The 16,294-nt window shown below is 60.0% G+C and carries 17 protein-coding genes; 4 read left to right on the top strand and 13 right to left on the bottom strand.

Annotated features, from left to right (window positions below):
- Positions 1 to 87: 87 nt before the first annotated feature.
- The 3 genes from choV to BLV61_RS17535 all read right to left on the bottom strand — a co-directional run bounded on the left by choV (position 88) and on the right by BLV61_RS17535 (position 3,122).
- Positions 88 to 1,266 (bottom strand): choline ABC transporter ATP-binding protein, encoded by a 1,179-nt coding sequence (gene choV / locus BLV61_RS17525; RefSeq protein WP_047534342.1) that lies wholly within the window; start codon positions 1,264 to 1,266, stop codon positions 88 to 90.
- A complete protein-coding gene (gene choW / locus BLV61_RS17530) occupies positions 1,263 to 2,108 on the bottom strand; it encodes a choline ABC transporter permease subunit (RefSeq protein ID WP_090466659.1) in 846 nt (281 codons plus the stop codon). Before choW ends, choV begins: the two co-directional genes overlap by 4 nt.
- 66 nt (positions 2,109 to 2,174) lie before the next feature.
- Positions 2,175 to 3,122, bottom strand: coding sequence for a choline ABC transporter substrate-binding protein (locus BLV61_RS17535; protein ID WP_090466661.1), 948 nt, complete (start codon positions 3,120 to 3,122; stop codon positions 2,175 to 2,177).
- Between the two features lie 436 nt (positions 3,123 to 3,558).
- Here BLV61_RS17535 and BLV61_RS17540 point away from each other — a divergent pair, with 436 nt between their 5' ends.
- Positions 3,559 to 4,935 carry an L-serine ammonia-lyase gene (locus BLV61_RS17540; protein WP_090466662.1) on the top strand — a complete coding sequence of 459 codons (1,377 nt, stop codon included), beginning with the start codon at positions 3,559 to 3,561 and terminating at the stop codon, positions 4,933 to 4,935.
- Positions 4,936 to 5,475: 540 nt separating this feature from the next.
- Positions 5,476 to 6,579 carry a choline metabolism transcriptional regulator GbdR gene (gene gbdR, locus BLV61_RS17545; RefSeq protein WP_047534337.1) on the top strand — a complete coding sequence of 368 codons (1,104 nt, stop codon included), beginning with the start codon at positions 5,476 to 5,478 and terminating at the stop codon, positions 6,577 to 6,579.
- A 114-nt stretch (positions 6,580 to 6,693) separates the two neighbouring features.
- Here the strand turns inward: gbdR and BLV61_RS17550 are convergent, their stop codons facing one another.
- The 6 genes from BLV61_RS17550 to BLV61_RS17575 form a co-directional block, all read right to left on the bottom strand.
- Positions 6,694 to 6,957: a hypothetical protein gene (locus BLV61_RS17550; protein WP_090466665.1), complete on the bottom strand. Its 264-nt coding sequence runs from the start codon at positions 6,955 to 6,957 to the stop codon at positions 6,694 to 6,696.
- Positions 6,958 to 7,309: 352 nt separating this feature from the next.
- Positions 7,310 to 8,473: a gamma-butyrobetaine dioxygenase gene (locus BLV61_RS17555; protein ID WP_090466667.1), complete on the bottom strand. Its 1,164-nt coding sequence runs from the start codon at positions 8,471 to 8,473 to the stop codon at positions 7,310 to 7,312.
- Between the two features lie 13 nt (positions 8,474 to 8,486).
- Complete coding sequence (locus BLV61_RS17560; protein WP_090466669.1) at positions 8,487 to 8,963, bottom strand: thioesterase family protein; 477 nt, start codon at positions 8,961 to 8,963, stop codon at positions 8,487 to 8,489.
- 123 nt (positions 8,964 to 9,086) lie between these two features.
- Entirely contained in the window at positions 9,087 to 10,052 is a 966-nt protein-coding gene (locus BLV61_RS17565; RefSeq protein WP_090466671.1) for an L-carnitine dehydrogenase, read from the bottom strand.
- Positions 10,053 to 10,181: 129 nt separating this feature from the next.
- Positions 10,182 to 11,069: a 3-dehydrocarnitine:acetyl-CoA trimethylamine transferase CdhC gene (cdhC, locus tag BLV61_RS17570; protein ID WP_090466673.1), complete on the bottom strand. Its 888-nt coding sequence runs from the start codon at positions 11,067 to 11,069 to the stop codon at positions 10,182 to 10,184.
- Positions 11,070 to 11,158: 89 nt separating this feature from the next.
- Positions 11,159 to 12,103: a choline ABC transporter substrate-binding protein gene (locus BLV61_RS17575; protein WP_047534331.1), complete on the bottom strand. Its 945-nt coding sequence runs from the start codon at positions 12,101 to 12,103 to the stop codon at positions 11,159 to 11,161.
- A gap of 208 nt (positions 12,104 to 12,311) precedes the next feature.
- On the opposite strand from BLV61_RS17575, the gene BLV61_RS17580 reads away from it, so the two are divergent.
- Positions 12,312 to 13,256 carry a GlxA family transcriptional regulator gene (locus tag BLV61_RS17580; RefSeq protein WP_090466675.1) on the top strand — a complete coding sequence of 315 codons (945 nt, stop codon included), beginning with the start codon at positions 12,312 to 12,314 and terminating at the stop codon, positions 13,254 to 13,256.
- A gap of 137 nt (positions 13,257 to 13,393) precedes the next feature.
- Here the strand turns inward: BLV61_RS17580 and BLV61_RS17585 are convergent, their stop codons facing one another.
- From BLV61_RS17585 to BLV61_RS17600, 4 genes are all read right to left on the bottom strand, one after another.
- Positions 13,394 to 13,810: a DUF3010 family protein gene (locus tag BLV61_RS17585; RefSeq protein ID WP_047534327.1), complete on the bottom strand. Its 417-nt coding sequence runs from the start codon at positions 13,808 to 13,810 to the stop codon at positions 13,394 to 13,396.
- Between the two features lie 33 nt (positions 13,811 to 13,843).
- A complete protein-coding gene (locus BLV61_RS17590) occupies positions 13,844 to 14,167 on the bottom strand; it encodes a helix-turn-helix domain-containing protein (protein ID WP_090466677.1) in 324 nt (107 codons plus the stop codon).
- Positions 14,151 to 14,405 carry a type II toxin-antitoxin system RelE family toxin gene (locus BLV61_RS17595; protein WP_090466679.1) on the bottom strand — a complete coding sequence of 85 codons (255 nt, stop codon included), beginning with the start codon at positions 14,403 to 14,405 and terminating at the stop codon, positions 14,151 to 14,153. Before BLV61_RS17595 ends, BLV61_RS17590 begins: the two co-directional genes overlap by 17 nt.
- Before the next feature lie 212 nt (positions 14,406 to 14,617).
- Positions 14,618 to 15,019, bottom strand: a complete 402-nt coding sequence (locus BLV61_RS17600) for a lysozyme inhibitor LprI family protein (RefSeq protein ID WP_047534326.1) — start codon at positions 15,017 to 15,019, stop codon at positions 14,618 to 14,620.
- A gap of 249 nt (positions 15,020 to 15,268) precedes the next feature.
- Here BLV61_RS17600 and BLV61_RS17610 point away from each other — a divergent pair, with 249 nt between their 5' ends.
- Positions 15,269 to 16,246: a dipeptidase gene (locus tag BLV61_RS17610; RefSeq protein ID WP_008033250.1), complete on the top strand. Its 978-nt coding sequence runs from the start codon at positions 15,269 to 15,271 to the stop codon at positions 16,244 to 16,246.
- The last annotated feature ends 48 nt before the right edge of the window (positions 16,247 to 16,294 follow it).

A 16,294-nucleotide genomic window follows, 5' to 3' on the forward strand; every position in this document is an offset into this window, starting at 1 on the left:
GGGGCATCAGATTCAACTCTGGATTGCCCTATATCCCGATAAACAAAAACGCCGCGATCCTCTCGCGGCGTTTTTGTGTGTGTTGCCTTACCCCAGGTTCTTGCCGAGCAGCGCGTGGTACAGCTCGCTGTCGCCGAGGATCCCGACCACGTGGTTGTTGTCGTGCAGCACCAGTTTGTTGCCGGTCTGATAACGAATCTGCAGTGCATCGCGCATGCCGATGTTCGAATCCACCAGCGTTGGCCGACGACCCAAACCTTCCACCGCCTGACCCGGTACCCAGTTCTGCAGGTCCAGTGCCGAGCCGTTCTGGCGTGCGCCCTTGATGGTGTTGCCTTCCGCCAGGTCCAGCCAGGAATCGCCGCCAGGATCGAGGCATACCGAACCGTTGATGCGCTTGCAGTTGTCCAGGGTGCGCATCAGGCTGCGACCGCACAGGACGTTCAGCGGGTTGGTGTGGGCCACGAAGGTTCGCACGTAGTCGTCCGCCGGGTTCAGCACGATCTCTTCCGGCACGCTGTACTGGATGATCCGGCCGTCTTTCATGATCGCGATACGGCTGCCGAGCTTCAGGGCTTCATCGAGGTCGTGGCTCACGAACACAATGGTTTTGCTCAGCTTGCGTTGCAGTTCCAGCAGTTCGTCCTGCAGGCCCTGGCGGATCAGCGGGTCGAGCGCCGAGAACGGTTCGTCCATCAGCAGAATGTCGGCGTCCATCGCCAGGGCGCGGGCCAGGCCCACGCGTTGTTGCATACCACCGGACAGCTCGTTGGGTTTCTTGTTGCGCCACTGGGTCAGGCCCACCAGCTCAAGCTTGTCGTCCACCAGTTTGCGCCGTTCTTTCTCGGGACGGCCCTGCATTTCGAGGCCGAAGCTGATGTTCTCGCGCACTGTCAGCCAGGGCATCAGGGCGAACTTCTGGAACACCATCGCAATGCGCTTGGTGCGCATCATTTTCAGTTCTGCGGGGGTACAGGACGCAATGTCGATCTGCTTGCCTTCGTGCTCGACGAACAGCTTGCCGCGGCTGACGGTGTTGAGGCCGTTGATGCAGCGCAACAGGCTGGATTTGCCGGAACCGGACAAGCCCATCAGTACGCAGATTTCACCTTTTTCGATATCCAGGCTGGCCTTTTCGACCCCCACGATCTGCCCGGTCTTTTTCAGGATCTCGTTACGGGTCATGCCTTGATCCAGCAGCTTGAGTGCCTCGCGTGGATCCTTGGAGAAGATAACGTCGACGTTATCGAAGCGAATAATGCTCATGCGTCACCCCCTACTTTGGCGTCGGGTTGTTTGCAGATACGGTCGAGCATGATCGCCAGCAGTACGATCGCCAGGCCGGCTTCGAAGCCCAGGGCGATATCAGCGGTATTCAGTGCGTTGACCACCGGTTTGCCCAGGCCATCGGCGCCCACCAGTGCCGCGATCACCACCATCGACAACGACAGCATGATGCACTGGGTGATGCCGGCCGCGATGCTTGGCATGGCGTGGGGCAGTTCGATTCGCGAGAGCAACTGACGGCGCGAGCAGCCAAAGGCCTTGCCGGCGTCCATCAATTCTTCCGGAACATCGCGGATACCCAGGTAGGTCAGGCGGATGGGCGCGGCAATCGCGAACACCACCGTCGAAATCAGGCCCGGGACCACACCCAGACCGAAAAGGGTCAGGGTAGGAATGAGGTACACGAACGTCGGTACGGTCTGCATCAGATCGAGTACCGGACGCATCAGCGTGTAGAACATCGGTTTGTGCGCGGCGACGATGCCCAGGGGGACACCGATGACTACGCAGACCAGGGTGGCGAACATCACCTGGGCGAGGGTTTCCATGGTTTCCTGCCAGTAACCCAGATTGAGGATCAGCAGAAAGGAGGCAATGACGAATACGGTCAGGCCCCATTTGCGTTGGATGAAGTGTGCCAGTAGCGCGATGAGGCCGATCAATGCCAGCGGGTTGAACCAGGTCAGCGCAAAAGTCACGCCGTGGATCATCGTTTCCAGTGTCACGGCGATTGCGTCGAAGGTGCTGGCGCCGTGTTGCGTCAACCATTCAACGAAGCCCGCGATGTACTGGCCTAGGGGGATTTTCTGATCAATCAGCATGGTAGTGAACGTCCGCATGCAAGGAAATAAACAGCCCGGGCGGGCTAGCCCGCCCGGCGTAAGCGATTACTGCGCGAGCTTGGCTTTCACGGCCTCCAGGCCTGGTTTACCGTCAATGGTGGTCACGCCAGCGAGCCAGGTATCGAGCACCTGTGGATTCTTTTTCAGCCAGGCCTTGGCGGCCGCGTCAGGCTTCATCTTGTCGTCCAGGATGTTGCCCATGAGGGTGCTTTCCATGTCGACAGTGAACTCCAGATTCTTCAGCAACTGACCCACGTTGCTGCATTCCTGGGCGTACCCCTTGCGGGTATTGGTCAGGACGGTTGCTGCACCGAAATCCGGGCCGAAATAATCGTCGCCGCCGGTGAGGTATTGGATTTTGAAACGCTTGTTCATCGGGTGGGGGGCCCAGCCGAGGAACACCACGGCGGTGTCGCGTTTCTGCGCGCGGTCGACCTGGGAGAGCATGCCGGCTTCACTGGATTCAACCACTTTGAAACCGGCGTCTTTGAGGCCGAAGGCGTTCTTGTCGATCATACTCTGGATCAGGCGGTTACCGTCATTGCCCGGTTCGATCCCGTAGATCTTGCCATCGAGCTCTTTCTTGAACTTGGCGATGTCGGCGAAATCGTGCAGGCCTTTGTCATACAGGGCCTGTGGGACCGCCAGGGTGTATTTGGCGCCTTTGAGGTTGGTGCGCACGGTGTCCACGGTGCCGGCATCGCGGTAGGCCTTGATGTCGTTTTCCATGGTCGGCATCCAGTTCCCCAGGAAGACATCCATGTTCTTGCCATCGGCCAGCGACTTGTAGGTCACCGGCACGGAAATCATTGTGGTCTTGGTCTTGTAGCCGAGGGCATCGAGTACGACGCTGGTGGTTGCGGTTGTCGCGGTGATGTCGGTCCAGCCGACATCGGAGAAGTTTACGGTACTGCATTGTGCCGGCTCGGCGGCTTGCGCCAGGAGCGGCAGACTAAGCATGGCGGCCAACAACAACGACGGGGAACCTTTCATGGATGGACTCCTTGGTGTTTTTTTTGGCAGTGTTCCGACTGGGACCACCGCACTTATGGGTTGCGGTTGGATGGCGTTTTGGAGACAGCTCTACCACGGCGCCTTGCAATCGAGTCGATACGATCATGTACCAGTGAAAATCTGACGCCTACAGGGTGCGTCGTAACCAGTACAGGGATGGTCGCATCCAGTGTCAGTGACGTCGTTTACAGCTTTTTTCAGCCCGATTTCCCTCTGCGCCTCGCGAAAAAACGGCGAAAACGCGACGTAAAAGACACGCGGCGTTAGTGGGCATGAGTGCGTCGGTGTGAGACGCCGAGCGACACATTAAAAGCCTGATGATGCGGCCATCCTGACGGATTGCAGCTTGAGCGTAGCAGCTCCGTCACCGGGCGCTTTTGCGCCTGGAATTGGCACATCCAGGAGTCCGGCAGTAATGGCTATCAGTGTTTTCGACCTGTTCAAAATCGGCATCGGCCCTTCCAGTTCGCACACCGTGGGGCCTATGCGGGCGGCGGCGCTGTTCGTGCAAGGCTTGCGTGAACGCGGGTTGCTGGAGCAAGTACGGCGCGTCGAAGTCCGGCTTTTCGGTTCGTTGTCGGCCACGGGCATCGGCCACGGCAGCGACAATGCGGTGATCATGGGCCTGATGGGCGAATGGCCGGATGCGATCGATCCGTCGCAAATCGGCATTCGCATCGCCACCCTGCGCGAAACCCATACGCTGTTGCTCGACGGTCGTTTGTCGGTGCCATTCATCTGGGGCCGCGACATGCGCCTGATCGACGAGAACCTGCCGTTCCATCCCAACGCCATGACCCTGATTGTCGAAGACGATCAGGGTGAGTTGCATCGCGACACCTACTATTCAGTCGGCGGTGGTTTTGTCGTCGATGAAGCCCAGGCATCCAGCGGTGTCGTCGACCTCGACAGCACCGTATTACCTTACGATTTCTCCAGCGCCGCCGAGCTGTTGGAACTGTGCAAAAAGCACGACTTGCGTGTGGCTGAATTAATGATGGCCAACGAGAAGGTCTGGCGCAGCGAAGACGAAATACGCAGCGGCCTGATGACGCTCTGGCGCGCCATGCAGGATTGCGTGGATCATGGCCTCAAGCACGAAGGCATTCTGCCCGGCGGCCTGAATGTGCGCCGGCGCGCGGCCAAGCTGCATCGCAGCCTGCAGGAGTTGAACAAACCCAACGTGATCGGCTCGACGCTCAGCGCCATGGAGTGGGTCAACCTGTTCGCCCTGGCGGTCAACGAAGAAAACGCGGCCGGCGGGCGCATGGTCACGGCACCGACCAATGGCGCGGCGGGGATCATTCCGGCGGTGTTGCACTACTTTATGAAGTTCAGCGAAGACGTGACCGACGCCAACGTCGTCGACTACTTCCTCAGCGCGGCGGCCGTCGGGATTCTGTGCAAGAAAAACGCTTCGATCTCCGGTGCCGAAGTCGGTTGCCAGGGGGAGGTCGGTTCGGCCTGCGCCATGGCCGCGGCCGGGCTGGCGCAAATCCTCGGCGCCACGCCGGAGCAACTGTGCAACGCAGCGGAAATCGGCCTCGAACATAACCTCGGCCTGACCTGCGACCCGGTGGGCGGGCTGGTGCAGGTGCCGTGCATCGAGCGCAACGCGATTGCCGCCGTCAAAGCGATCAACGCGGCACAGATGGCCTTGCGCGGCGATGGTCAGCATTTCATCTCCCTGGATCGGGTGATCCGCACCATGCGCGATACGGGTGCCGACATGCATGACAAATATAAGGAGACGTCGCGGGGTGGGTTGGCGGTCAGCGCTGTAGAGTGCTGAGACCGAGGTGGCCCCAATCGCTGGCAAGCCAGCTCCCACAGGTTCTTCGGTGTGTCTGATATCTGGATCACACCACACATCACTGTGGGAGCTGGCTGGCCAGCGATAGCGTCAGACCAGTCAAAACTGCGCGCTAAGTGAACATCCGATCTCAAACGCGCCACCTTTTGGCGCGTCGCAAACAGGTAAATCATGACCCCGAGGTCAGGGATCGCCAGGGACCCTGACCGCCTGTCACCTGTGCCTGCGGTGACACTCTTTTCCGCATCGTTTCAGCCCTGTTCCCACAAGTGCTACCGATTTGCTCACACGCAACGGGGCAGCGCACCAGTCCCGCCTGATGGCCGCCTTAACCCTACTCGCCGCGCGTCATATGCAGACTCATTCCGACGTCGTTTTTAGGAGTTATTGAACGCGCATTCAAATTTAGGCATGGCATTTGCTCTGTCATTACAAAGCCCGTCTCCCACGCGAGAACGATGGCAATAACAAGAGCCTCCGCCTGAGGCCATCACCCGCTTTGTGTGAGGAGATACCGCGATGACGTCGTTCAACTCAGGGGCCCAACCCCAGAACCGTGCGCCTCAATCCATCGGCTTTTTGCTGCTGGACAATTTCACGCTGATTTCCCTGGCTTCCGCTGTGGAGCCTCTGCGAATGGCCAACCAATTGTCCGGTCGCGAGCTGTATCGCTGGACCACCCTCACAGTCGATGGCGGTCAGGTCTGGGCCAGTGACGGTCTGCAGATCACCCCCGACGCCTCCATGCACAAAGCACCACCCCTGGACACCGTGATTGTCTGCGGCGGTATCGGTATTCAACGCACTGTTACCCGCGAACACGTGTCATGGCTGCAGAGCCAGGCGCGTCAGTCCCGTCGCCTTGGCGCGGTCTGCACCGGCAGCTGGGCGCTGGCGTGCGCCGGCCTGCTGGACGGTTTCGACTGCAGCGTGCACTGGGAATGCCTGGCCGCGATGCAGGAAGCCTTCCCGCGTGTAGCCATGAGTACGCGTCTGTTCACCCTCGACCGTAACCGCTTCACCAGTTCCGGTGGCACCGCGCCCCTGGACATGATGCTGCACCTGATCAGCCGCGATCACGGTCGTGAACTGTCGGCCGCGATTTCCGAGATGTTCGTCTACGAGCGTATCCGCAACGAACAGGATCACCAGCGCGTGCCGCTCAAGCACATGCTCGGCACCAACCAGCCGAAATTGCAGGAAATCGTCGCGCTGATGGAGGCCAACCTCGAAGAGCCGATCGACCTCGACGAACTGGCGGTGTATGTCGCCGTGTCCCGTCGTCAGCTGGAGCGGCTGTTCCAGAAGTACCTGCACTGCTCGCCGTCGCGTTACTACCTGAAACTGCGCCTGATCCGCGCACGGCAATTGCTCAAGCAAACGCCGATGTCGATCATCGAAGTGGCGTCGGTCTGTGGCTTCGTGTCCACGCCGCACTTCTCCAAGTGCTACCGCGAATACTTCGGCATTCCGCCGCGTGACGAGCGCGTAGGCTCCAATACCACCCAGCAGGTGGCGATGATGCCGCTGCCGCAAGCGCTGGTGCTGTCGCCGTTGTCCGGACCGTTGTCAGCGTTGAGTCAGGCGCGCAACGAGTCGACATTTGCCAGTGTAAGGCTCTAAACCGAGGGGACTTCATCGCGAGCCAGCTCGCTTCCACAGGTTTTTGGGTTGTTCACAGAGGGTGTGTTCAACGCCAATCCCATGTGGGAGCGAGCTGGCTCGCGATGGGATCTATCAGGCGCGGTGGCTCTGCTGATACTCCGCCAACGCCGGCAGCAATTGCCTGTCGATGGCCTGGCGCACGGCGGGCAGGATGGTCGCGCTGCTGGTGTACATCTGCTTGACCATCGTGCGCAGCACGATCGCCCGTTCGTTGTTCAAACCTCGTACCGCACATTCGCAAGCCTGCTCGGCCGTGGAGCCGTTCGGTACTTGAAAACCCAATGCCTTGAGCTGGCCCAACAGGTCTTCCTGGTCAATCAAATCGGCGTGCATCATGACGCAAATCCTTCTTCTGGGAACGGTGTCGTGGCTCGATTCTGGTAGGGGTGCGAAGTGGGGGCAAGGGCGAATTGTCGCAATGGCCGCATTGGCTATGAACAGGTCGTTTTCGGCTAACTTCCCGGTCAAGGGAGTGGGCACACTGGATTCAGCTGGCTTCACGAAGGTTTGGTCACCCTCGCGCGCAGCTCCTCAACAGTACCTTCTGCCTCGATCTTGTCACGGCTTGATCGGGGCTTTTTTTGGCCTGTCTGTAGGAGCCGGCTTGCTGGCGAATGGGGCGACGCGGTGTGACAGGTGCACCGCCATCGCTGGCAAGCCAGCTCCCACAGGGGAGGTGTGACGCGGTCTAGCGTTGCAATACCAGGATGCGCGACAACAACTCATCGCGGTCCACATAGCAACCCTGGAAATGTCGGGCACCGGTGGCAGGGTCGAAGGCGTTGCGGGCGTGCAGCGTACGGCGGTTGTCGAAGCACCAGAGTTCGCCAGGATTGAGTCGTTGCATCAAGCGGAACCGGGGTTCGCGCGTCATCGCGATAAAGCGCCGATAGGCACGATACAGCCGGGGCATCTGCTCCACCGACGCATCGAACGGGCCGCGCAGAAAGTTGGCCATGCGGATTTCCGACACCTGTCCTGAAGCGTTCAGGGCGATGATCGGCGCGAGGCAGCGGTAGTCGCTGTGACGGTCCTTGTTGCGGAACTCCACCGGGATTTCGCAGAGGCTTTGAAAGGCTTGCGGATCTTCCTGGCGCAACGCCTCGGCGATGGCAAAGCCGTCGACAAAAATGCTCTCGCCACCCTCGGCGTCGTTGACCAGGCAATGCAGGAACTGCTGCCCCGGTTGCAGCTCACGGGTCGGCAAATCGCTGTGCAACGGCAGGTTGAAAGCGGTGTAGGCGTTGCTGTCGGCATCGGCCTTGGATTGCACGTTGAACAGCACGCCGAAATTGCTTTCGCGAATGAACGAAATCCGCTGCGCGATCAACTTCAATGAGCCGGGCTCGGTGGGCACGCCACGGACCTGGGTCAGGCCGACATCGCGAACCGCCAGCAGCCATTGCAGCAAAGCGTCGTTGTCCTGCATCAGCGCCGCGTAGTCGAAAACCGGCAGTTGCAGATCGCTGTGCCAGAGCCTGGCCTTCGGTTTGCCAGCCTGGCGCTCGGCACGGGATTCGTCGTCATACGCGTGGGCGCGCAGCCAGCCCGGATCGAAGCGGCTGAGGTGGCCGTCCTGCCACTGGACGCGCAGGCAACCTTCAGCATCGACGCTGGCCTCTGCGGGCATCAGGTGTTCCGGAACGTCGACGATCTCCAGGACCTGCTCGCGGGTGACGGTGTAGACGCATTGCGGGCATGGGCAGTTGTCCCGTAGCCACTGATGATGAAACGGGCTGACGCGGTTGTCGGCCCACTCCACCAGAACATGATCGTCCATGACCTGCACGCCCTTCAGCGCGCTGATCAACGGGTAAGTACGGAAGTCGGCAAAAGCGGCGGCGGTGTTCATGGCGATCTCCTTGTTATTTTTTTGGGGGTAACGCGATCACTCGGCCAATGTACTCGGGGGTTGGCAGGTCGGTTTGTTCGGCGACCATGGCTTGCAGTCGGCCCAGGGTGTCTTCGCTGAAGGGCGCGGAACGCGGCCCGGCGAGGTCGACATGCAGCAGCATTTGCTCGTTGCCCGCCAGCGCCTTGTCATCGCCCACAAGATGCAGGCTGTGATAGAGGTACAGGCGTTTGCTGTCGTGACCGATGATCTGCGTGTGCACTTCAACGTCAGCGTCGAGTTTCACTTCATGCAGGTAGTTGAGGTGCAACTCCAGGGTAAACAACGAGTGGCCGCTGGCTTCGCGGTTGTTGCTGTCCATGCCTAGCCGGTCCATCAGCGCATCGGTGGCATAGCTGAAAATCAGCAGATAAAACGCGTCGCGCAGGTGGCCGTTGTAGTCGACCCAATCGGGGATGATTGTGGTGCTGTAAGTGGTGAGGGTGGGCATGAGGACTTATCCAATAGGTGTAGTGACTGCGCCGCCCTCATCGCGGGCAAGCCCGCTCCCACAGTTCTTGCGCTGTTCACAAAACCTGTGGGAGCGGGCTTGCCCGCGATGGGGCCAGACCTGTTATTCGCTAAAGCTCATCCCATGCTTCTCTTTGGTGGTCTTCACCGCCTCCAGCACCGCCAGCAGGCAGTCATCACGATAGCGCTCCAGCGCCGAAATGCTGTGTTTGCCCAATTGCTCGCGGGTGCCATCGACCACGTCATCGATCAACTTGTCGGTCAGCTCCGGCGCCGGCAGGTAGGTCCACGGCAACTGCAGCGCCGGGCCGAACTGTGCCATGAAGTGGCGCATGCCGGCATCGCCGCCGGCCAGGGTGTAGGTCAGGAAGGTGCCCATGAACGACCAGCGCAGGCCCGCGCCGAAACGAATCGCGTCGTCGATTTCACCGGTGGTCGCCACGCCGTCGTTGACCAGGTGCAGCGCCTCGCGCCACAACGCTTCGAGCAAGCGGTCGGCGATGAAGCCCGGTACTTCCTTGCGTACATGCAACGGGCGCATGCCGAGGGATTCATAGACGTTCATCGCCGCTTGTACCGCTTCAGGTGCGGTGTTTTTGCCACCGACCACTTCGACCAATGGCAGCAGGTAAACCGGGTTGAACGGATGGCCGACCACGCAGCGTTCCGGGTGTGTGGCGCTCTCGTAGAATTCGCTCGGCAACAGGCCGGAAGTGCTGGAGCCGATCAACGCGTCGGGCTTGGCGGCGGCGCTGATTTTGCTGTGCAGTTCCAGTTTCAGTTCCAGGCGTTCCGGGGCACTTTCCTGGATGAAATCGGCGTCGCGAACGCATTCTTCGATGGTCGCGACAAAGCGCAGGCGATCCTGTGAGGCGCCAGGGGCCAGGCCTTGTTTTTCCAGGGCTCCCCAGGCGTTGGCAACGCGTTTGCGCAAGGCTGCCTCGGCACCGGGCGCCGGGTCCCAGGCCACAACGTCGAGACCGTGGGCGAGGGCGCGGGACACCCAACCGCTGCCGATGACTCCACTGCCCAGGGCGGCGAAGGTTTTGATTTCGGTGATAAAGCTCATGGCAACTTCCTGAATAGTTCGGTGATCCTTGTAGGAGCGAGCCTGCTCGCGATTGTATTCCAGGCGCTGAGTGGCGTCGGCTGTACCTTTTTCGCGAGCAAGCTCGCTCCTACAGGGGAAAAGGAGGGGTTAACCGCGCTGGGTCAGGCCCATTTTCTTGCGGCCTTCAGCCGGGGTGAGCACGCGGGCACCGAGGCGGCTGAGGATTTCCGAGGCCCGTTCGACCAGTTGGCCGTTGGTCGCCAGCACGCCTTTGTCCAGCCACAGGTTGTCTTCCAGGCCGACTCGCACGTTGCCGCCGAGCAGCACCGCTTGCGCAGCCATCGGCATTTGCATGCGACCGATGCCGAAACCGGCCCAGACCGCGTCGGCCGGCAGATTGTCGACCATGGCTTTCATGGTGGTGGTGTCAGCCGGCGCGCCCCATGGGATGCCCAGGCACAGCTGGAACAGCGGGTTGTCGAGCAGGCCTTCCTTGATCATCTGTTTGGCGAACCACAGGTGGCCGGTGTCGAAAATTTCCAGCTCGGCCTTCACGCCCAGCTCTTGAATGCGTTTGGCGCCAGCGCGCAGTTGCGCCGGGGTGGAGACGTAAATGGTGTCGCCGTCGCCGAAGTTCAGGGTGCCGCAATCGAGGGTGCAGATTTCCGGCAGCAGTTCTTCTACGTGAGCCAGGCGGGTCAGCGGGCCGACCAGGTCAGTGTTCGGGCCGAACTCCATCGGGTTCTCGCCAGCGCCGATTTCCAGGTCGCCGCCCATGCCGGCGGTCAGGTTGACGATGATGTCGACGTCGGCTTCGCGAATGCGCTCCATCACCTCACGGTACAGCGCGACATCTCGGCTGAACTTGCCGGTTTCAGGGTCGCGAACGTGGCAGTGAACCACAGTGGCGCCGGCCTTCGCGGCTTCCACGGCGGCAGCGGCGATTTGTTTCGGGGTGACCGGCACATGTGGGCTCTTGGCGGTCGTGTCGCCAGCACCGGTGAGTGCGCAGGTGATGATGACGTCGTGGTTCATGAGGTGGTTCCTTGCAGGCGTGAGTAGTCTGTTCGCAGCCCTTTCGGGCTGCGAATCGGTGGTTCGATCCGGGTCGTGTTACGGGTGCGTCATTTGCTGGTCAGTTGCAGGTTTTGAGCAGCCGGTTTGCCATCGAAGGTGGTGACGCCTTCGAGCCAGCGTTGTTTGTCCTGCGGGTGATCCTTGAGCCATTGCCTGGCGGATTCGAAGGCGTCCTTGTGATCGAGCAGCGGCTGCATCATCCGGCTCTCGTCTTCGGCGGTGAACGTCAGGTTGCTCAGCAGGCGGCCGATGTTCGGGCATTGCTCGGCGTATTTCGGCGCGGTCACGGTCCACACGGTGGCGCTGCCTTCGTTCGGGCCGAGGGCGTCGTCGCTGCCGGTGAGGTAGGTCATCTTGACGTTGACGTTCATCGGGTGCGGCGCCCAGCCGAAGAACACCACGGCTTCGTTGCGGCGCACGGCGCGATCCACCGCGGCGAGCATGCCGGCCTCGCTGGACTCGACCAACTGGAACTTGCCGAGGCCAAACTGGTTCTTGGCGATCATCGCCTTGATCTGGGTGTTGGCGCCCGAGCCCGGTTCGATGCCGTAGATTTTGCCGCCCAGTTCTTTTTCGAACTTGGCGATGTCGGCGAAGGTTTTCAGGCCCTTGTCCGCCAGGTAAGTCGGCACGGCGAGGGTGGCGCGTGCATCCTTGAGGCTCGGCGCTTGCAGCACCTTGACCTGGTTGGCGTCGACGAACGGGGTGATGGTCTGGGTCATCAGCGGGTTCCAGTAACCCAGGAACAGGTCGAGGCGCTGATCACGGATCCCGGCGAAAATGATCTGCTGGGAGGCGCTGGTTTGTTTGGTGTTGTAGCCGAGGCCATCGAGCAATACCTGGGTCATGGCGCTGGTGGCGATCACGTCGGTCCAGTTCACTACACCCATGCGCACGTTCTGGCACGCGGCGGGTTCGGCGGCCATGACACTGGCGCTCAGGAAAGCGGTACCGCTGAGTGCAAGAACACAGCTGCTGATCAGTCGTTTCATCTCAGGTTTCCTCGGCAGTTCGTTATTGTGAGTTCCGGCGTCTGGCGCGCCGGTGATGCCAAGTTACGCAGCTAAGGCGCCATGAAAGCGCACTGCGGCGACCAGCTCTTGCACTGCGGCGACCTGTGCTCTTGAATGCCGCTGGTAAGTGGCGTATCAACATCAACACGCTACCCGCCCTCTCGTTACCGCCAGCCGAGTGCGCTCCATGTCCCAGGATTTCTATTTCTTGTTGATGCCGGGTTTCTCGGCCATTGGATTTATCTCGGCCATCGAGCCCTTGCGGGTCGCCAATCGCTTTCGCGGCGAGCTGTATCGCTGGCATGTATTGAGCGCCGATGGCGGGGCAGTGCTGGCCAGCAACGGCATGTCGGTTAACGCCGACGCGGCGCTGGAGCCGCTGAAAAAAGGCGCGACTTTGTTAGTGGTCGCCGGTTTCGAACCGCTGAAGTTCGCCACCCCGACGCTGGAGCACTGGCTACGACGGCTGGACAACGAAGGCGTGACCCTCGGCGCCATCGACACCGGCAGTTTCATCCTCGCGGAAGCGGGCCTGCTCGACGGTCATCGCCTGACCCTGCACTGGGAAGCCATCGATGCCTTCAAGGAGTCCTACCCGCAGCTCAGCGTCACCCAGGAGTTGTTCGAAATCGACCGTCGGCGCATCACGTCGGCGGGCGGCACGGCCTCCATCGACCTGATGCTCGATCTGATCGCTCAAGCCCACGGCCCGGAGCTGGCGATCCAGGTCAGCGAACAGTTCGTACTCGGCCGCATCCGCCCGCGCAAAGACCACCAGCGCATGGAAGTCGCCACGCGTTATGGCATCAGCAACAAGAAACTGGTGCAGGTGATCGGTGAAATGGAGCAGCACAGCGAGCCACCGCTGAGCACGCTGGAACTGGCGGAATCGATCAAGGTCACCCGGCGTCAGCTGGAGCGCCTGTTTCGCCTGCACCTGAACGACACGCCGAGCAATTTCTATCTGCGACTGAGGCTGGAGAAGGCCCGGCAATTGCTGCGTCAGACCGACATGAGCGTGCTGGAAGTCAGCATTGCCTGCGGATTTGAGTCGCCGTCGTATTTCACTCGCAGTTATCGGGCGAGGTTTGAGCGGTGTCCGCGGGAGGACCGGCGTACTGCCAAAGCGTGATCCTGAAAACACCGAAAAAACTGTGGGAGCCAGCCTGCTGGCGATAGCGGTCTGTCAGACACTCAAATATCGACTGATGCACCGCCATCGCCAGCAGGCTGGCTCCCACCGTTAATTTGTTCTGTCAGGAATACCGGTTACTTCTTCATCAGCGCCGAACACGCCGCCTTGTAGGCCTCATGCTGATACTTGTTCAGCGTCCCCGGCAGTTCAAAGTCGTGTTTCTTGCTCTGCGCATTGATGGTCTGCGGCGACAGCAGCGTCACCTCGCAACTTTCCAGCAACTGGAACACACCCTCGATCTTGAACGTGGTCGGTCCACCGGCGAACTCGCCTTTCTTGCTGCGCTTCTTGATCGCGATGCGATCAATGGCATTTTCGCGAACAAAGGACGCCACCTGAGCCGCAAACACCTTGACGTTGGCGGCTTCGTCGTCATCGTCGAGGGCGATTTTCTTGGTGGCGAGGGCAACATGGCCCAGCGCCTGACCCTCCAGCATGGCCACGGCGATAATCGCTTCGCTGCCCTTGATTTCGATGCCGCAGACTTTCATGTTGAATCCCTTTACTGGCTGAAGGCGTGCAGCTTACAGCTCTAGTTGACTGGCGTTGATGCCAAAAGCCGCAGCGATTTTTTCGCGGGTGGCCTTGCGCGGCTTGGCGACTGTTTCTTGCTGGGCGAAAGCCGGTTGGGAAATCCCCATCCGTTTGGCCACTTCATCCTGAGTAAGGTTCAAGTGTTCGCGCCAGGCGCGGATGGGTGTGGCGCCATCGACCACGCGACTGACTACATCGTGGGGGATCAGGTTGGGCTCGATTTTTTGCGCCAGATACTGCGCATAGGGGATGACCACGAATGCGGGGTTGCCGTATTCATCGTTGATGATTTGAACATCAGTAGGTGCGTTCATCGCGTTTTTTGACCTCTTGAATACTGACCACTTTGATCGCGCCATCCCAGTCGAACATGACCCGATAATTACCGACGCGTAGCCGGTAAGAGTGGTTATGACCAACCAGTGCTTTGACTTGACCCACATTGGGCATGTCAGCCAGCGCCGTGATGGCATCACGAACCTGAATCTGGTGAACGGAATGCAATCTCAAGAGTTGCTTAACGGCCTTTCGAGTCCAGTGAATGCTGTTCATGAAGAATATAAGTCTTTTATAAGATTTGCGAATCTTTGCTTATATTTTTCAGATGGCCAACAAGCGAAACTTATCGAGATATTGCTGGAAACGAATGCCAAAAATGCTCGTTCCGCCAGGAAGAGTCGGGAGAGTCAGAATGGTTTGTAGGAAGAGGGATTTTTGGGGCTGAAAGCTGGAGTTGGTTCCAGCTTTCGACGGCTAACCAGGGATTACTCCTGCCCAATCGACTCCAAAAACTCCGACCGCTCGTCACTCATCCGCGCCACGCAATCATTTTGCGCAATGGTGAAGGCCTTGCTGCCGGCGGTGGCCGGGAAGGCTTCGACGGCGCAGTCGGCGTCGCGGGTCTTCGTCCACTGCTGCTGGGCGGCCTTGATCCTGGCGGTGATGTCGGTCAGTTGCGACGGGTTCTTGCCGTAGAGCGACTGCATGCGCTCGTTCAGGCTTTTGAGGTTTTCGCTCAATAGCTCTTCGGCGGTGGATTTGCTGTAAGCCGAGCATTCCAGGGTCTGGACGTCGTTTTCGACTTTGTCGCAAGGGTTGTCGTCGGATTCCTCCGCCGCGTGTACGCCGGTCGCAATCAGCGCCAAAGCCAGGATGATGGATTTCATTACGTTGCCGCCCCTTATTCCAGTAAAGCTTCCAGTAAAGCCTCAAGAGATGCGGCGAATTCTGGCCCAAGCGGAAGGCCTTGAACAGGTAGCAGATTGCGCCCGTCGACGACCCTTTGTCGCGGATTGACGCTTTCGGCAATTCCCCTGTCGTTTTTGCACCCGGCTGCCAAGGCACCGAGGCATATGCTGGCCCCAAAGCGCCGGCAGACGATTCGGCGCATGAATCGCCAACAAGGGGACAGCCTGATGAGCCCAGCCGAATTGCACGCCGACAGTATCGTTATCGACGGGCTGATTATTGCCAAGTGGAACCGTGAGCTGTTCGAAGACATGCGCAAGGGCGGCCTGACCGCGGCCAACTGCACCGTTTCGGTGTGGGAGGGCTTCCAGGCCACCGTCAACAACATTGCCGCCAGCCAGAAACTGATCCGCGAGAACAGCGACCTGGTGATTCCGGTGCGTACCACCGCCGATATCCGCAAGGCCAAGGAGCAGGGCAAGACCGGCATCCTCTTCGGTTTCCAGAACGCCCACGCCTTTGAAGACCAGATCGGCTATGTCGAGGTGTTCAAGCAGCTCGGCGTCGGTATCGTGCAGATGTGCTACAACACCCAGAATCTGGTGGGCACCGGTTGCTACGAGCGTGACGGCGGCCTGTCGGGCTTCGGTCGTGAAATCGTCGCCGAGATGAACCGCGTTGGCGTCATGTGCGACCTGTCCCACGTCGGCTCCAAGACTTCCGAAGAAGTCATCCTCGAATCGAAGAAACCGGTCTGCTATTCCCACTGCCTGCCGTCGGGCCTGAAGATTCACCCGCGCAACAAGTCCGATGAAGAACTGAAGTTCATCGCCGATCACGGTGGTTTCGTCGGCGTGACCATGTTCGCGCCGTTCCTGGCCAAGGGCATCGATTCGACCATCGACGACTACGCCGAAGCCATCGAATACACCATGAACATCGTCGGCGAAGACGCCATCGGCATCGGCACCGACTTTACCCAGGGCCATGGCCAGGACTTCTTCGAGTACCTGACCCACGACAAGGGCTACGCCCGCCGCCTGACCAGCTTCGGCAAGATCATCAACCCGCTAGGCATCCGTACCGTGGGCGAGTTCCCGAACCTGACCGAGACCCTGCTCAAGCGCGGCCACTCCGAGCGTGTGGTGCGCAAGATCATGGGCGAGAACTGGGTGAACGTCCTGAAAGATGTTTGGGGCGAATAAGCCGCCGCACTTCTGAATCCTTACCTGCGGCCATCCGCGCCGCAGGCA

Origin of the sequence: Pseudomonas mohnii (genome assembly GCF_900105115.1) — a bacterium.
Taxonomy (GTDB): Bacteria; Pseudomonadota; Gammaproteobacteria; order Pseudomonadales; family Pseudomonadaceae; genus Aquipseudomonas; species Aquipseudomonas mohnii.

Coding starts and splice junctions, on each gene's coding strand:
- BLV61_RS17565 (WP_090466671.1), bottom strand. CDS start 10,052: ATGAGCTTTATCACCGAAATCAAAACCTTCGCCGCCCTGGGCAGTGGA.
- gbdR (WP_047534337.1), top strand. CDS start 5,476: ATGACGTCGTTCAACTCAGGGGCCCAACCCCAGAACCGTGCGCCTCAA.
- BLV61_RS17555 (WP_090466667.1), bottom strand. CDS start 8,473: ATGAACACCGCCGCCGCTTTTGCCGACTTCCGTACTTACCCGTTGATC.
- choV (WP_047534342.1), bottom strand. CDS start 1,266: ATGAGCATTATTCGCTTCGATAACGTCGACGTTATCTTCTCCAAGGAT.
- BLV61_RS17540 (WP_090466662.1), top strand. CDS start 3,559: ATGGCTATCAGTGTTTTCGACCTGTTCAAAATCGGCATCGGCCCTTCC.
- BLV61_RS17550 (WP_090466665.1), bottom strand. CDS start 6,957: ATGATGCACGCCGATTTGATTGACCAGGAAGACCTGTTGGGCCAGCTC.
- BLV61_RS17535 (WP_090466661.1), bottom strand. CDS start 3,122: ATGAAAGGTTCCCCGTCGTTGTTGTTGGCCGCCATGCTTAGTCTGCCG.
- BLV61_RS17580 (WP_090466675.1), top strand. CDS start 12,312: ATGTCCCAGGATTTCTATTTCTTGTTGATGCCGGGTTTCTCGGCCATT.
- BLV61_RS17610 (WP_008033250.1), top strand. CDS start 15,269: ATGAGCCCAGCCGAATTGCACGCCGACAGTATCGTTATCGACGGGCTG.
- cdhC (WP_090466673.1), bottom strand. CDS start 11,069: ATGAACCACGACGTCATCATCACCTGCGCACTCACCGGTGCTGGCGAC.
- BLV61_RS17595 (WP_090466679.1), bottom strand. CDS start 14,405: ATGAACAGCATTCACTGGACTCGAAAGGCCGTTAAGCAACTCTTGAGA.
- BLV61_RS17600 (WP_047534326.1), bottom strand. CDS start 15,019: ATGAAATCCATCATCCTGGCTTTGGCGCTGATTGCGACCGGCGTACAC.
- choW (WP_090466659.1), bottom strand. CDS start 2,108: ATGCTGATTGATCAGAAAATCCCCCTAGGCCAGTACATCGCGGGCTTC.
- BLV61_RS17590 (WP_090466677.1), bottom strand. CDS start 14,167: ATGAACGCACCTACTGATGTTCAAATCATCAACGATGAATACGGCAAC.
- BLV61_RS17585 (WP_047534327.1), bottom strand. CDS start 13,810: ATGAAAGTCTGCGGCATCGAAATCAAGGGCAGCGAAGCGATTATCGCC.
- BLV61_RS17575 (WP_047534331.1), bottom strand. CDS start 12,103: ATGAAACGACTGATCAGCAGCTGTGTTCTTGCACTCAGCGGTACCGCT.
- BLV61_RS17560 (WP_090466669.1), bottom strand. CDS start 8,963: ATGCCCACCCTCACCACTTACAGCACCACAATCATCCCCGATTGGGTC.